The organism is Anabaena sp. WFMT, from assembly GCF_051781005.1.
Classification (GTDB): domain Bacteria; phylum Cyanobacteriota; class Cyanobacteriia; order Cyanobacteriales; family Nostocaceae; genus Anabaena.
The window spans coordinates 17,143-33,454 of record NZ_JBPWOA010000020.1 but is presented as its reverse complement, the minus strand read 5'-3'; the positions used below and the strand labels follow the sequence as shown (position 1 = coordinate 33,454).

Below are 16,312 nucleotides of genomic sequence, written 5' to 3'. Positions count from 1 at the left end.
TCACACTCCCCAGCGTAAACTCGGTGTTTTTACTGGTGCATCCCATAATCTGAGCATCTCATCGTCTAACTTCAGCAGAGTGATAGAGCAACCTTGCATTTCTAAAGATGTGATGTAGGGGCCAATTAGACTTCGCACAATTTGCAATCCTGCCATTTCACAAATTTCTGCCAGTTTGCGGTAGACAATATAGAGTTCAGAAATAGGAGTCCCACCCATACTGTTAACAAATGCCAGAATGCGATCGCCTTTTTGCAGGGGTTTATTTAACAGTTCCACATCTACCCAGCCATCTGTGACTTCATTCCACTCCCGGACTGTGCGACCATAGGGAAGATCATCAATGAGCGATGCCACTAAAATTTCTGTAATCTCATCCCCTGACTTCATAGAAACCCTTGCTCTCCCCGGTTCCCCATGAATCCCAATCCCTAACTCTATCTCGTTATCCCCCAAAGCAAAAGTCGGTGTCCCCTTTGCCGGCACAGTACAAGAACTCAGCGCCACACCCACACTACGTCCATGCAGATTTACCCTTCTACACAAATCTGCCACCTGCCGCAAATCATAACCCTGTTCTGCTGCTGCTCCACAAATCTTTTCCGCCAACACCGTTGTCCCCACACCCCTTCTCCCTTGGGTATACAGACTATCCTTCACTGCCACATCATCATCAATCATAATATTTAGCGTGCGGATGCCTTCACTTCTGGCTAACTCCGTCGCCATTTCAAAATTCATCAAATCACCGCTGTAATTTTTAACAATATAAATAATACCAGCACCACCATCTACCTGCTGCGCTGCTGCTAACATTTGATCAGGAGTCGGTGAAGTAAAAACTTCCCCCGGACAAGCAGCATCAAGCATTCCCCTTCCCACAAAACCAGTGTGCATCGGCTCATGTCCGCTACCACCACCAGAAATAATTGATACCTTACCCTGTACAGGTGCATCAGCACGATAGACAAAAGCCGGCTCATAATTCACCTTGATTAAATCAGCATGAGCCACAGCCATTCCTGCTAGACTTTCCCTAACAAAGTCTTCCGGTTGATTAATCAGCTTCTTCATAATTAATGTTGCTAAAGGTGCTAAAACTCAGGATAAACTCTCGCAGCACCAAATTTCAGCATTTTTTCTGATAATTGCTATTAGATATTAGAAGTGAAAATTAAATATGCGTTTTCTACCACCCTTGTAGAGACATTTCATGGAACGTCTCTATTTTCTCAGAGATGTTGTTTGAGTTTGGTTAACAGTATTCAGTTTCAGGAAACTATCAAAAGCATACCAAGCTAAAACATACCAAGGAATTACTTCTAATTGCAGACCTTTAATCATTAACTGTCTTATTGCTAAAAAACTCAATCCAAACGGAAACAGGAAACGTAAATCAACAGTACCATCCGTAGCACGTTCAACTCGTTGGTTCAAATCAATAACTGCATTAGATATACCTGTTGCTGCTTCAGTATTACCGTGAGTAATATCTGCAAAAATTACGCCTATATCTTTTAGTGTAGCTAAAATTTCTGCCAAAGCTCCATTTTTACCATCATGATTGATGACAATACTACCGTGATGGATATTAGTCCTCACTTCATTAATATGAGGTTGCGCCGTTAAAAAATTAGCGATATGTTGCATTTTTTCCGCTTGACGATTTTCAGCAGCAATTCTCAACCGCAACCTTCCTGGAGTATCACTAACAATTTTTGTCGCTATAGGATTAAATTGTGTATTTAAACTTGTTTTATCCATAACTTGTAGCATATTTAAAACCCTTATTAAAAAGCAAAACCTCACTTAAACAAACCTGAAAAATAATATTTATCTCGTATCTCGTTCCCAGTCGGAGACTGGGAATGCCATCAAGAGGCTCTGCCTCCAATACAGCACTTCCTGATGTTATGAGGTACAGTTTTTCATCGCCAAGCCTGTAGGGGCGGGGTTTCCCCGCCCTCGATTGTATTGCATTCGACAGAGAACTGCTGTATCACCAAAGGCAGAGCCTGTTAGAATTCATCAGAGTATATAAACGAGATTCAATCCAGTTCCCCACCCTGCAAGCGGGGTGGGGTTCTTTGAGATTGATTGGTAATTGAGTAAGTTTGATATAACATCATTTGAATTTTCAAACTCCTCTTTTATGCACCATTACCTGATTCACCCTCAGCAGCCTTAAATGCTGGCGTTTGTTGATCTTCTGCTATTTCGGCTCTAGCTTCAGCCACAATATCTTCCCAAGTTTCACCCAATTCTGCAAAAGCTCCTTTGCTTTTTTCATAAGCAACAAGTCCGCTTTTAATTATTGATTTAGCTATCGGTTTACCAATACCCGCTACAACAGGAATTACCACAGGAGCAAGTAATACTGCACCAATTCCAGCTATAATTCCAGGAGCGCCCGCATCTTCTACAAAATCAGTAATTTTTGCCATAATTAAATCAACCTCCAGTAAATTGGAGAATGTCAAATAAGCATTTTAATTTACTCTACTTTGAAGAGTTATATCATCTTGCTATTGATAGAGTTTTCTAGATGCAGCTTATTATTTTCTGAATGATCATCATTAACGGCGTACACAAAAAGGCATAAAAATATTTTATTCCTTTCTACATGACACAGGCAAATTCGCCATCAATCCTAAAGAATAGGATAAAGATGCAGAATTTAAATCAGTCAACAAACTGGAATTTTTTGGATGATTAATCTTTGTATTACCTATTTCGGGAATAATATCTGTAGAGGGATTTTTCTGCAAAGCTAACTCAATTATCTCTACCCAATGGGATATACTAACTTCAGCACATTGGTAAGCAATAACTATTGATGCAGCATGACTATTTACACGTACATTAGTAACTAGATCATCTGCTTTTAGTGAGGTTTCTAATCTCTGAGCATAGGCAGAGTCTCTAGCTATTTGTGGAATAGAAAATCTAATCCTGCCCGGAATTGTATGCATCACAGTATAAGCAATTTTGGTGTTACTTTCCTCATCTGGAATAGGTTGAATCTTTTCTGCTGAAACCAATTCTGGTTCTAAATACTTAATCACCCAGCGTGTAACATCTGCCGCTAGGATGAAAACTGGAATTGCAGCGAAACCATGTATTCCCATTCTGCCAGTGACAGCTAACCCTGTTATCATGGGAACTAAATCAATAGACTGTTTTTTCCAAAAATCTAGAGATTTCCATTCTGCAAAGGGATCTTTTTTGTCAGTAGTCATTTACTTAAAATAGCTATACCCAACTAGAAGTAAATAATAGATTAAATATAACTTCTAGCTTTGGTGTTGAGTCTCACTCTGGAGAGTTATTTCACTACGCTGACTAAATGCTTATTTGTTAACTATAGCGGTTCTCGGTTGACTGAGATACAAGAACCCCACCCCCAACCCCCTCCCCGCAAGCGATGCTACGGTGTACACACAAGTCTGAAAATTCCTACTAGTACTTGGTTTCGTCATCTAGTTTGAGGTTGTGCGATCGCTCTGGAAGCCTGTCATTGCGTTCGCGTTAGCGTCTCGTAGAGAGGAAGAACGACGAAGCAATCGCAAAAGCCACCGGATTATGTGATTACTTCGCTCCGCTCGTAATGACAATTCAAGGGATCTATAACGCCTAAAACCCTTGCAGATAGTACTTGTGTGTACACCGTAGGCAAGCGATGAGGGGGCTATAATGTATTTCATTCAAATGCATACCGCTATATCTGCTTTTTATATTCAGCCTCAGTCATCAATTCATCAGTAGATTCTACCCGATCTAAAAATACTTTCCCTTCGAGATGATCATACTCATGTTGAAAAATACGAGCGATAAAATCTGATAACTTTTGCTTTTGCATCTGACCATTGCGGTCAGTATATTCAATTTCAATTTTCTGATATCTAGGAACTAAACCTCTAATTCCAGGAACACTTAAACAACCTTCCCAACCTTTGACAACTTCAGTTGAATGAGCAATAATTTTTGGATTAATCATCGCTGTTGGTTCCATTTCTGGTGCATCAGGATATCTGGAATTAGGACGGGAAGCGACAATAAATAACCGATAGGATTCAGCTACTTGGGGTGCAGCAATTCCGACACCATTAGCCTGAGAAACAGTAGCTATTAAATCATCAATGAGTTTTTGGATATGCTCACTGTGAATATTTTCTACCCAATCTGCTTTTTGACGTAATATCGGATTGCCTAATTGAATGATTGGTACTGTTTCAATCATGGAAGAAAAAATTATTTAAGTAATGGTAAATGCAACCAAGATTAATAAAAAAATTAATTCTCAGTACGCACTGGTAAAGGGGCAGGCTTAACTATTAATTGAGCCACTTTTCCATCACGTTCTACTTGGATTTGGAGTGGATTACCAACTTTGGTATTTTCTACAAGCTTTTGGACTTCCTCTATTTTATTCACAGGTTGGTTATTAATGGTTTTAATCACATCCCCTGGTCTGAGTCCACCAATTGCAGCTGGCGAGTTAGAAACTATCCTAACTAATAAAACTCCTTGCTCGGCAACTAAATTAACACGTCCGCGAGATCTACTAAGAATTCTTTCCTTGATTTCTGGTGTCAATGTTATCATTTCCACGCCTAAATATGGATGATCTACTTTACCTGTGGTAATTAATTCTTGGGAAATTTTCTGCACAGTATTAATGGGAATTGCAAATCCTAAACCTTGAGCGCCTTGGATAATTGCTGTGTTCATGCCGATCACTTCACCACGAATATTTAGCAGTGGTCCGCCAGAGTTACCAGGGTTAATTGCTGCATCTGTTTGTAAATAATCCACACGCTTATCACTAGCACCAATAGCACTACTAGAACGCTCTGTAGCACTGATAATTCCGGATGTAACTGTATTATTTAAACCTAAAGGATTACCAATGGCAATTACAGCTTCTCCTGGTTGCAATACATTGGAATTACCTAAAGCTAGGGTTGGTAGATTATTGGCTTCAATTTTAATTACTGCTACATCTGTGACTGGGTCTTCTCCTAAAACTTTGCCATCAAAAGTCCGACCGTCTTTGAGTGTAACTGTAACTTGGTCAGCACCATCTACTACGTGGGAATTAGTCAAAATTTGACCGGAGGAATTAATAATAAATCCAGAACCACTACCCCTTTCTACCCTTTGTCTTTCCTGTGGTACTCTTTCAAACCTACGAAAAAATGGATCTGAAAATTGATCTGGTGCTTGAGATGTGATGGTTCTGGCAGAATCAATGCGAACAACTGCACCGCCCACTTTTTGCACTACTCCAACTACAAAATTAGGATCGCCTGTGGCAGCGATGATAGGAGGGGGTGCAAATACCGAAGTAGGTGTAGTGGTATTTTGGGCTTGAGTAATATTTTGTTCAGCTTCTAAAGTCCTGCTATTGAGGCTAGAGCAGCCACTCAGCACCACGGCTGCTAAACCAGTGATTAGCATCCACCCTCTTCCTTGTTGCGCTAGGTTATGATTTTTTGTCTTCATGTGTACTTTTTTCTCCGTGTTAGTCACTGGGTGGTAAGATATTGGCTACCTGGTCTATACCAGATTAATTACAGTTTAAAGTTAAATTATTGCTGGCTCATATCTTCTATTGTGGCGATTAACAGCAAAGGTGGTAGATGATGGAAATTCCCATTGACAGTCTGTGGAGTCAGGTGCTAGAGCGCTTACAGCTAGAGCTATCCCGTCCCACCTTTGAAACATGGATCAAAACTGCTAGTGCAGAGCAACTAGAAAATAATTGTTTAGTCATCCGTACTCCTAACCCTTTTGCCCGGAATTGGCTCCAGAAGTATTACATCAATACGATCGCTCATGTGGTGCAAGATATTTTGGGTTATCCAGTAGAAATTTACATTACTGTTGCTCAAGGTGATGAAGTTTCTCAATTAGCGAAACAAGAAGTAGCTTGGGAATTGCCAGCGGTTAATCCTATTTTTCCCAATGTATCCAAAAATCAACAAAAAACTACAGAGTTAAATCCCAAGTATGTTTTTTCAAGGTTTGTGGTTGGTGCTAATAATCGTATGGCTCATGCGGCTTCTTTAGCAGTAGCAGAATATCCAGGCAGGGAATTTAATCCTTTATTTTTATGTGGTGGTGTGGGTTTGGGTAAAACTCACTTAATGCAGGCTATTGGTAATTATCGTTGGGAAATTTATCCTAATTCTAAAATATTTTATGTTTCGACTGAGCAGTTTACGAATGATTTAATTACTGCTATTCGTAATGATAGTATGCAAAGTTTTCGGGAGCATTATCGGGCTGCTGATGTTTTGTTGGTTGATGATATTCAGTTTTTGGAAGGTAAGGAATACACTCAAGAAGAATTTTTTCATACTTTTAATACTTTACATGAGTCGGGGAAACAAGTTGTCATTGCTTCTGATCGTCCTCCTAATCAGATTCCTAGTCTGCAAGAACGGCTTTGTTCAAGGTTTTCTATGGGGTTGATTGCAGATATTCAATCCCCTGATTTAGAAACCAGAATGGCAATTTTACAGAAAAAAGCTGAGTATGAAAATATTCGTTTACCTAGAGATGTAGTTGAATATATTGCTTGTAATTATACTTCTAATATTCGGGAATTGGAAGGAGCTTTAATTCGGGCTTTAGCTTATATTTCCATTTGGGGTTTAGCAATGACTGTGGAAAATATCACCCCAGTATTAGGAACTTCTAACCAAAAACTAGAAGTGACACCAGAGGTAATTTTAAAGGTGATAGCGGAGAGTTTTGATATTTCGATTGAAGACTTAAAAAGTAATTCCCGTAGACGAGAAATTAGCTGGGCTAGACAAATTGGGATGTATTTAATGCGACAGCTTACAGGTTTAAGTTTACCGAGAATCGGTGAGGAGTTTGGTGGTAAAGACCATACAACGGTGATGTATAGTTGCGAGAAGATTACCCAATTGCAAGAGACAGACAGGAGTTTAATTCAAACTTTACGTCAATTGAGCGATCGCATCAACATGAATAGTCGTTCTCAAAAGTAGGCGTTTACAAATCGCATCAACATGAATAGTCGTTCTCAAAAATAGGAGTTGAGAAGATGTCTAAGGAAGAATCGAACCAAAATAATATTATTAGCGATCAACGTGCTAAGTAGTAAGACAAAATTAACTACACAAAATTTGACCTAAAACCTTCTGCCTTTTTCCACAACCAACAGCCGAATTAATCGCCTTAAAATCTGAGCATTTAAGCGAGAATGTTAAGCAAAGTATAAAAAATTATTAAATTTAACTGCAATTGTGGATAAACTATTACCTTTTGTGGAAAAAAATGTGGAAAACTTAAAGATTTTTCTAGAAAATTCTCTTGAGTATAATTACTCTGTGGAAAACTAGCCTATTTTTTCCACAGCTTTTCCACAGATACTAGTCTCCAGTCCCCAGTCCCTAGAGCAAGATAATAAGTTAGGATTATTTTTTCAACCCTATTCCCCATTCTCTATTCCCTGTTCCCTGCTATATGAAATTAGTTTGCGCTCAAAGCGATCTTAGTACCAACCTTTCACTCGTCAGTCGTGCAGTACCATCAAGGCCAACTCATCCCATACTTGCTAATATACTGCTACAAGCCGATGCTCAAACTAACCAAGTCAGCTTAACAGCTTTTGATCTCAGCTTGGGTATCCGTAGCAGTTTCAGTGCTGAGGTCATCGAAGGAGGTGCGATCGCACTTCCTGCTAGACTACTTGTAGATATCACCTCACGTCTACCAGAAGGCGAAATCACCCTCGATGACGAATCAGGAGACTCTACCGGAGAAGGCTTAATAGTCACCCTCAAACCCAAAAACGGCAAGTATCAAGTCCGCGCAATGGGAGCAGAAGAATTTCCCGAATTACCAATAATCGAAAATTCCGAAGCCATTCAACTCACCACCGCTGCACTCATTGAAGGCTTACGTGGTTCATTATTCGCAACCAGCGCAGATGAAACCAAACAAGTTCTCACCGGCGTACATCTAACAGTTAAAGAAGATACTTTAGAATTTGCAGCTACGGACGGACATCGCCTAGCTGTGCTGGAAACCACTAATGAGCGTCCTCTAGATGGTAGCAATCAGCTAGAAGTGACAGTACCAGCTAGAGCATTACGCGAACTCCAAAGAATGTTAGCTCATAGCTCATCAGAAGAAACTGTAGCCTTATATTTTGATCAAGGTCAAGTTGTATTTGCTTGGCAAAATCAACGTTTAACCAGCCGCACTTTAGAAGGGCAATATCCCGCTTATCGCCAACTAATACCTCGTCAATTTGAGCGACAAGTAACACTCGAACGGCGACAATTTATCAGCACCTTAGAGCGAATTGCTGTATTAGCTGACCAAAAAAATAATATTGTCAAAGTCAGCATTGATAACGCCAATCAAGAAATTACCTTATCTTGTGAAGCGCAAGATGTAGGTAGTGGGACAGAATCAATGTCAGCACAAATATCTGGAGAAGATATAGATATTGCCTTTAATGTCAAATATTTAATGGAAGGCTTGAAAGAATTACCATCAACTGAAATCCAAATGCACTTAAATCAAAGCCTAACTCCAGTGATTTTTACACCTTTAGGAGGTTTAAAAATGACCTATTTAGCTATGCCAGTGCAGCTTAGAAATTAGCAGAGATGTGTTTAATTGGGATTTTATCTCGTTCCCAGTTGGAAACTGGGAATGCCATCACAGAGCCTCTGGCTCTGATATAACTAAAGGCAGAGCCTTTTGAAATTCATTCCCATACAGAGTATAGGAACGAGAAAACGAGAAACTTCTGACTCCTGAATTCTTACACCAAATGTTTAATAGGGATTTCAATCCAGAATTCAGTACCTACACCTGGTTGGGAATTACATTTCAATAAACCACCGTGTTTTTCTACCACAATTTGATAGCTAATTGACAAACCCAAGCCAGTACCTTTACCCACTGGCTTAGTAGTGAAAAATGGGTCAAATATTCTTGCTTTGAGAGTTTCTGGCATTCCTGACCCGTTGTCAGTAATTCTAATCACTACACTGTTAAAATTGCTATTCACTTTTTTAACGGCAGTAGAAACAGTGATCTTCCATTCTTGGGGAGTTGCTGATGTGGATGTTCTATAATTTTCTAAAGCATCAATTGCATTACTCAAAATATTCATAAATACTTGATTTAGCTGTCCAGCATAACACTCTACCAACGGTAAATCGCTATATTCTTTAATTATTTGAATACCAGGAGATTCAGGTCTGGCTTTTAAACGATGCTGCAAAATTAGCAAGGTACTATCAATACCATCATGGATATTAACTTCCTTCATTTCAGCTTCATCAAGACGCGAGAAATTTCGCAAAGATAAGACGATTTGCCGAATGCGGTCAACTCCAATTTTCATGGAATATAAACTTTTAGGTAAATCTTTGATCAGAAATTCTAAGTCGAATTCTTCTGCCTGGGCTAAAATCTCTTCACTTGGATTTGGGAATTCTTGCTGATAGAGATTGAGCATACTCAGTAAGTCTTCCGCATATTCGTTGATATGAACGAGATTGCCAGAAATAAAGTTAACTGGATTATTAATTTCATGGGCTACACCTGCTACGAGTTGCCCCAAAGAAGACATTTTTTCAGTTTGAATAAGTTGGGTTTGAGTAGCTTGTAATTCATGCAGAGCTTGTGTGAGTTGTTCTGCTTGTAGTTGAGTTTTTACCAGTAATTCAGCTTGTTGAATTGCTACCCCAAGTTGCGCTGCAATTTGACTAATAAAATTAACTTCAGAGGTTTTCCATTGACGCGGTCCGGTGTGTTGGTAAGTACAAAGTAAACCCCAAAGTTTTTTACTGATAAAAATAGGAGCTAATACAAATGCATGAATTTGAAAATGTTCTAGATTATCCACATGACAGGGAGTAAATCCCATTTGATAAATATCATCTACGGCAAAGGTTTCATTAAAGCGATATCTTCCTCCTTCAGTGTCTTGTAAATAAGTATCATTCCAAATTGTATTGATACCAAGTTTAGATTCATTGAACCAGTTGGGACTGGCAGCTTCAAAATCACCAACAAATTCCCCACCCCAATCAGCATTGAATTTATAAACAGAAACACGATCTGCTTTAATTAATTGACAAACTTCCTCTGTAGTGGTTTTAAATATGGCATCAGTATCAAGGGACTGGCGAATTTTATTGATGACTCCAAATACAGCTTGTTGTTGTTCACCAGTCCTTTGCATTTCTAATGTCCGCTTGTGGACTTGTTTTTCTAAATTTTCATTAAAACTTTGTACCTGTTGGTAAAGTTCATATTGCTGAATGGCAGAAGCAAAGTGTTTACTAATTTCTCTAGCTAGTTCAATTTCTTCATCTGTCCATTTTTTGGCTTGTCCTTGTTTAGATTCGCTCCACAAGTCAAAAGATAGACGGGGGTAAAGTTGTCTTTTGTCTGGGTCAAATTTACCAGCCCAAAGGGTTTCTGTTTCTATTTCGTTGCGAAAAACGCTTAAATAACCCACTAATTCTTGTCGATAGTGGAGGGGAATCATTAAAATACTGCGGATTTTTGTGGGTTTAAAAGCAAGTTGGACAATGCGTAAATTAGAATCTTGATAGATATCAGGAATTGCCCAAATGTCGTATTGACCAGATTTGTAATGTTCCTGCCAGACGCTATATTGCTCTAAAAGTGGATATATATTTTGTTCAGAAATAACAGGTTGCTGTCCGCATACATAAAGCTGAATACAATTGCTTCCAGGAATTAAACATTTTGTTAGAGATTCAAATCTACTATGTTGGAAGTTAAAGGCATTATGTCTGATGCATAACCTGCCACCAACACCATTAAAAGCGGCAACTGTAGCTTCTAAAGCTGGCTGTAAGACTATCGTAGGTAGTGAATGGAGGAGGGTAGCGATGCGGTTAATTATAGCTTCTCGTTCGGCTTTGGCGCGGGCTTGGGTGAGGAGATGACTTTGTGCGATCGCTACAGACAACTGCTCTACCACCATCTGCATCGCTTCTAGTTCATATTCTGCCACATCACGGGCTTGAGAATGATGAGATACTAACAATCCCCACAGTTGATCTTCATGAATAATCGGCGCAACTACAGAAGACTTAACCCCCATAGCCGTTAAATATTCTACATGACATGGATCTACTGAACGGTAAAGAATCTCTGAAGAGATAGTTTCCCCCGTTTCTATATCACGCTGAGGACTTTGCCCAATCTGCCTGGAATCAACATTCACTACAGAACGCAACCGCGACTTAATAAACATTTCACGCGCATCAAGCGGAATGTCATCAGCAGGAAAATTCAACCCCAATAAGGATGGTATCCGATTTTCATAAATGGATTCAGCAATTACCTGGCCACTGCCATCAGCATGAAATTTGTAAATCATGACTCGGTCAGTCCCAAGTAAAGACTGAACTTCCGCTGTTGTAGCTGTGATAATATCTTTCAACTCTAAGGACTGCCGGATGCGATTTGTAATCCGACGCAGTAAGGTTTCTTGAGACATACCTGTCCTCTGGTCTAATGGAGGGATAGAAACCATCTTTTTTATACAATAATTAATATCTTACTATAGTCGATTCTTGAGCTTAATAATATTTAAAGGTTTCTCTGAGAGCTTTGTCTACAGTAAGTATACGGTCACATCCTAACTAGAGGCAAAAATCATTAATTTGATGATCAATTTACGCAAAATTATGGACAGGGAACTCTTAAAAGGTAACAGGTGAGAAAAACAATTCAAAATAGTGCTTCCGGCAGTCCACTTTCACAAAAAGTAAAAACTCCTACCTATTGCCACTGATAATTGATAGCTTTTTCTTCACCTGTCACCTGTCACCTAAACCTTCACAATGTCAGCAAAGCGGATTTTTAGATAATCATCTTCCATCTTTGCACCTGATGGTTGCAGTGCTGCTAAAGCCTGAGGTAAAACCAAATTACGGCGATGATTACCAATAGTAATATTTAGTTCATCGCCACTTTTACTTAGTTGAACTTGATTTTTAGGAATGCCAGGTAAGTAAAGCTCTAAGCTGTATTGATTATTCTCTTGTACAACTCTAATAGTTGTTTCTTTGTAATAAATCTGAGTTGGATCTTCATCGGGGTAAAGAGTTTCTTTGAGTCTCTCTAATGCTGCCAAACCGCACATTTCTTCAGAATAAAGAGGTACTTCTTTCACAGGTAAAGGATGAAAGTTATTATGAATTTCTTGGCGGTATTGTTCTTGATTCTCTTTCCAACGTTGGAAAAATGGATCTTTAACTTCTTGGGGAATAATGCGATTAGCTACAATTAAATCTGTCGCTACATTATATAAACTGAGATAAGCATGGGCGCGGAGAGATTCTTTAATCACCATTTTTTCTGGGTTGGTGACAAGACGGACTGAGGTTTGAGTATTATCAGTTAATACCTTTTCCAGCGCCTCTATTTGTTCATAAAATTCATAAGGCGCATCCATCACTTCTCTATCTGGTAAAGAAAAACCAGCAATTGGTCTAAAAATAGGTTCAACCAGAGGTCGAAGTGCTACAGAGATGTTTTGAAAAGGTTTGTAAAAACGCCGCATATACCAGCCGCCAACTTCTGGTAAACTCAACAGACGTAGTGCAGTACCAGTCGGGGCAGAATCAATAATCAAAACGTCAAATTCCCCTTCATCATAGTGACGTTTCATCCTTACCAAGCCGAAAATCTCATCCATGCCTGGTAAAATTGCTAATTCTTCCGCCTGTATCCCGTCTAAACCCCGTGCTTGTAAAACTTGGGTAATGTAACGCTTTACAGCCCCCCAGTTACCTTCTAATTCTTGCAACGCGTCGAGTTCTGCGCCCCACAAATTTGGGCGTACCTGTCGAGCATCATGTCCCAATTCTATATCAAAGCTGTCTGCCAGAGAGTGAGCAGGATCTGTACTTAAAACTAGTGTCCGGTAGCCGAGTTCTGCACAACGAAGTCCAGTTGCGGCAGCGACTGAGGTTTTACCCACGCCACCCTTACCTGTCATTAAAATTACACGCATGGATAATTCTGTCCTGCTTTAATTTTGTTTACATTTATTTACATTATAAGAGAGTAGGCTGAAAACCCTTGAGTTTAAGTTTTTCCGCTAATGGCAAGTCTGTGAATGTCAACTGTTGTTTAAGGAAAATAGGTGTTGCTTTAAGACATCTAATCGGGAACCATGCCAATAATCAATGTGGGAAACTATCAAACCATCAGCATTGAGACGTAGTTCACTCCAACCAGATATGGAAATGCGGGGTTTCCAAGGTAGGGGGGAATTCCAACTAAGCGTCCACTCGCTTTTAATCGTGTCTTCTTGGCGTTGAATGTTATGTAAATCCATTTTCAGATTGAGGAAGAAAGTCTGGATAAATTTAATCATCCATTTATAAAGTTCTAAACCACGAAATTTAAAAACCGGATCTTGAAAATAAACATCTGGCGCATAAATACTATAAGTTTGATTGACTGGAAATCTTTGATAGTCAGCTTTGAGAATTTCAATAATGTCCATAATGGGGAATTGGGAATGGGGAATTGACAATATAACAATTCAAAATTGCTCCTACGTCACCTATCGCCTGCTTTATTGACCTTGAGTTACTTCTACATAAATATGCTCTAACCGCACAGGCTGACGTGAAATTGAATCAATGGGTATACCGTCAAATTTGGCAATGATTTCTTTTAATTCTAGCGTTTCTGGCAACCAAAAAGCTAAATCACTACCATAACGCCGGGTTGTAAAGCCATATTTATCAGCTAGTGCGATCGCTTCTTCTTCTTGTGTAGTTTGTAACACGATAATTTCCTGAGCCGCAATTAAGGTTTTTAACTCAGATAAACTACCCTCAGCTAAAATTCTACCATTCTTCAAAATTCCAATTCTATTACAAAGTCTTTCAGCTTCATCTAATAAATGTGTTGTTAATAAAATCGTCATCCCCTGATTTTTAAGTTGGCGAATTAATTCCCAAATTTCATATCTTGCTTCAATATCTAATCCCGTAGTCGGTTCATCAAGAATTACTAACTGCGGCTGATGTACTAAAGCAACAGCAATATTTAACCGTCTTTGCATTCCACCGCTAAGAGTTTCTACGGGACTTTTGGCTCTATCTAATAAGTTAACAGCAGTGAGGGTTGCTTTTACTTGCTTCTGACGTGTTTGACGATCTAAACCATAAATAGCAGCAAAAAAATTGAGGTTCTCTTCACAAGATAGAGTTTTATACAACAGATTATCTTGAGGTGCAATCCCAATTAATTTTTTGGTTGCTTCTGAAACAGATTGATTATTGATTGTCACATCACCGCTATCTGTATTGAGAAGATTACAAATAATATTGATTGTTGTAGTTTTACCTGCTCCATTTGCACCTAATAAGCCGTAAATTTCTCCTGATTTAATATGTAGTTTCAAATCCTGGAGAACTTTTCTGCTGCCGTAAGACTTGTTTAAATTTTCAATTCTCAGCATATTTCCAATTCATAAATTTTAAATTTTGTGAATGTAAGCTTGACTGTCTGATCGAAGTAATTGAAAGCTAATGAGCTTTGAGTGAGCAACTAGAATTACCAAATAACTAGCCTGATTTTAAGGTAATCTGTAGTCATCTGATTTTAATTATGGGGATTTCCCTGTTAAGATGTGTCTCATCAGAAACTATCCTAAAGTGACCATAGAGACATATAGTATTATACTGATTGCCAAATAGCATTTTGTACGATATGACTAAGACTAATTCCGTACTAGCATGAATTTTCTAATCAAGATACTAGCGTATTCAGAGTAGATTTATTTACAGAATTGACACCACCAAGGGCTTATGGTTGATTTTAAAGTGGCTATTTGTACCTATAACAGACAAAAGCGCATATTTAGATGTTGCGGATCTGCGATAGCGCCAGCGCTGTTTCTTGGATGCCCGGAGGGCTTTTGTCAGTTCGCTAGTTGGGATAGAGGAAAATTTGGATTTGTGTAGGCTACACCTGCACTCTGGGCTTAAAAAACTTAGTTTTATAAAAAATCTAGAGATGGTTTAATCTATAAAAGAGTGATTAAATTTATGATTTCTGTTGTAATTCCAGTTTATAATGGCGAAAAAACAATTCAAGAAACTATTCAATCTATTCTCAAACAGACATTTACTGATTTTGAAATTATTGTTATCAACGATGGCTCGCAAGATACAACTGTAGACATAGTTAATCAAATCAAAGATATTAGAATAAAAATATTTTCTTATCCCAACGCTGGACTAGCGAGTAGTCGAAATCGCGGATTAAAAATTGCTAATAGGAAATACATTTCTTTTATGGATGCCGATGATATCTGGACTCCTGATAAACTAGAAGCTCAATTAAATGCCTTAATCAACAATCCTACGGCTGCTGTTGCTTATAGTTGGACTGATTATATTGATGAATCTAGTCAATTTTTGCGTTCAGGTTTATATATCACCGTTAATGGTTATGCTTTACCAAAGCTATTATTCACTAATTTTTTAGAAAATGGATCTAATGGTCTATTTTTGACTCAATCTTTAAGAGATTTAGGCGGCTTTGATGAATCTTTAGAACGTTCCGCTGATTGGGATATGTATCTGCGATTAGCTGCTGATTATCCTTTTGTCTGTGTTCCTGCACCACAAATTTTATATAGAGTGTCAAATAGCTCAATGTCCACCAATATAAATAAAATGGAGAAAGCAGGCTTAAAAATTATCAACAAAGCCTTTTGTCAAGCACCTCAAGGTTTACAGTCTCTAAAAAACCAGAGTTTAGCAAATTTATATATGTTTCTGACTCTAAAATCTCTAGAAGGTTATCCAAAACCTCAAAAAAGCTTAGTAGCTCTTAATTTACTGGGAAAAAGTTTTAAATATCAGCCTTCTATCGCTTGGAATAGAAGAAAAATAACTTTAATCGCCATTCTAAAAAGTATATTAGGAATTGTTCTACCTGGGAAAAAATCTCAATCTTTCTGGAATTTTCTGAAGAAATTTAATCAAAAATAATTGCCATCACATGAATATAAAATTAGCCTAAATATGTTCTGTAAGATATTCAAATTATCAATTATGCAACTTTTTGATTAGAGGATGTTTGAAAAGTATCAGAATTGATTGAGATCCCCCCTTTTTAAGCTAAATTTCTCAAAGTCCCCCTTTTGAAGGGGGATTTAGGGGGATCTACAAGTGTTAGATACCACACGACAAAGTTTTCAAACATCCTTTTAGGGAATCAGAGATATTTTAGTGATTAAACA

General features: G+C 38.4%; 13 protein-coding genes. 3 read left to right on the top strand and 10 right to left on the bottom strand.

The window, feature by feature from the left end; genetic code table 11:
• The 6 genes from dhaK to ACSQ6I_RS12855 form a co-directional block, all read right to left on the bottom strand.
• Positions 1–1,074, bottom strand: a complete 1,074-nt coding sequence (gene dhaK / locus ACSQ6I_RS12880) for a dihydroxyacetone kinase subunit DhaK (protein ID WP_438890715.1) — start codon at positions 1,072–1,074, stop codon at positions 1–3.
• Between the two features lie 150 nt (positions 1,075–1,224).
• Positions 1,225–1,776: an HMA2 domain-containing protein gene (locus tag ACSQ6I_RS12875; RefSeq protein WP_438890714.1), complete on the bottom strand. Its 552-nt coding sequence runs from the start codon at positions 1,774–1,776 to the stop codon at positions 1,225–1,227.
• Between the two features lie 374 nt (positions 1,777–2,150).
• Positions 2,151–2,444: a DUF5132 domain-containing protein gene (locus ACSQ6I_RS12870; protein ID WP_438890713.1), complete on the bottom strand. Its 294-nt coding sequence runs from the start codon at positions 2,442–2,444 to the stop codon at positions 2,151–2,153.
• Positions 2,445–2,609: 165 nt separating this feature from the next.
• Positions 2,610–3,239, bottom strand: coding sequence for an HMA2 domain-containing protein (locus ACSQ6I_RS12865; RefSeq protein WP_438890712.1), 630 nt, complete (start codon positions 3,237–3,239; stop codon positions 2,610–2,612).
• Positions 3,240–3,718: 479 nt separating this feature from the next.
• Complete coding sequence (def, locus tag ACSQ6I_RS12860) at positions 3,719–4,240, bottom strand: peptide deformylase (protein ID WP_438890711.1); 522 nt, start codon at positions 4,238–4,240, stop codon at positions 3,719–3,721.
• Between the two features lie 53 nt (positions 4,241–4,293).
• Positions 4,294–5,505, bottom strand: a complete 1,212-nt coding sequence (locus ACSQ6I_RS12855) for an HhoA/HhoB/HtrA family serine endopeptidase (RefSeq protein WP_438890710.1) — start codon at positions 5,503–5,505, stop codon at positions 4,294–4,296.
• Positions 5,506–5,645: 140 nt separating this feature from the next.
• Here ACSQ6I_RS12855 and dnaA point away from each other — a divergent pair, with 140 nt between their 5' ends.
• Both dnaA and dnaN read left to right on the top strand, forming a co-directional pair.
• On the top strand, positions 5,646–7,022 hold the full coding sequence (gene dnaA, locus ACSQ6I_RS12850) for a chromosomal replication initiator protein DnaA (protein WP_438890852.1): 1,377 nt from the start codon (positions 5,646–5,648) through the stop codon (positions 7,020–7,022).
• Between the two features lie 478 nt (positions 7,023–7,500).
• Positions 7,501–8,649, top strand: a complete 1,149-nt coding sequence (dnaN, locus tag ACSQ6I_RS12845) for a DNA polymerase III subunit beta (RefSeq protein ID WP_438890709.1) — start codon at positions 7,501–7,503, stop codon at positions 8,647–8,649.
• 163 nt (positions 8,650–8,812) lie between these two features.
• Here dnaN and ACSQ6I_RS12840 read toward each other — a convergent pair whose 3' ends face one another.
• From ACSQ6I_RS12840 to ACSQ6I_RS12825, 4 genes are all read right to left on the bottom strand, one after another.
• The gene (locus tag ACSQ6I_RS12840) at positions 8,813–11,536 is read right to left on the bottom strand and encodes a GAF domain-containing protein (RefSeq protein WP_438890708.1); all 2,724 of its coding nucleotides are present in this window, start codon (positions 11,534–11,536) and stop codon (positions 8,813–8,815) included.
• A gap of 333 nt (positions 11,537–11,869) precedes the next feature.
• On the bottom strand, positions 11,870–13,057 hold the full coding sequence (locus ACSQ6I_RS12835; protein WP_438890707.1) for a TRC40/GET3/ArsA family transport-energizing ATPase: 1,188 nt from the start codon (positions 13,055–13,057) through the stop codon (positions 11,870–11,872).
• Between the two features lie 108 nt (positions 13,058–13,165).
• On the bottom strand, positions 13,166–13,555 hold the full coding sequence (locus ACSQ6I_RS12830) for a DUF2358 domain-containing protein (RefSeq protein ID WP_438890706.1): 390 nt from the start codon (positions 13,553–13,555) through the stop codon (positions 13,166–13,168).
• Between the two features lie 72 nt (positions 13,556–13,627).
• Entirely contained in the window at positions 13,628–14,521 is an 894-nt protein-coding gene (locus ACSQ6I_RS12825; RefSeq protein WP_438890705.1) for an ABC transporter ATP-binding protein, read from the bottom strand.
• Positions 14,522–15,110: 589 nt separating this feature from the next.
• Here ACSQ6I_RS12825 and ACSQ6I_RS12820 point away from each other — a divergent pair.
• The gene (locus ACSQ6I_RS12820) at positions 15,111–16,061 is read left to right on the top strand and encodes a glycosyltransferase (RefSeq protein WP_438890704.1); all 951 of its coding nucleotides are present in this window, start codon (positions 15,111–15,113) and stop codon (positions 16,059–16,061) included.
• The last annotated feature ends 251 nt before the right edge of the window (positions 16,062–16,312 follow it).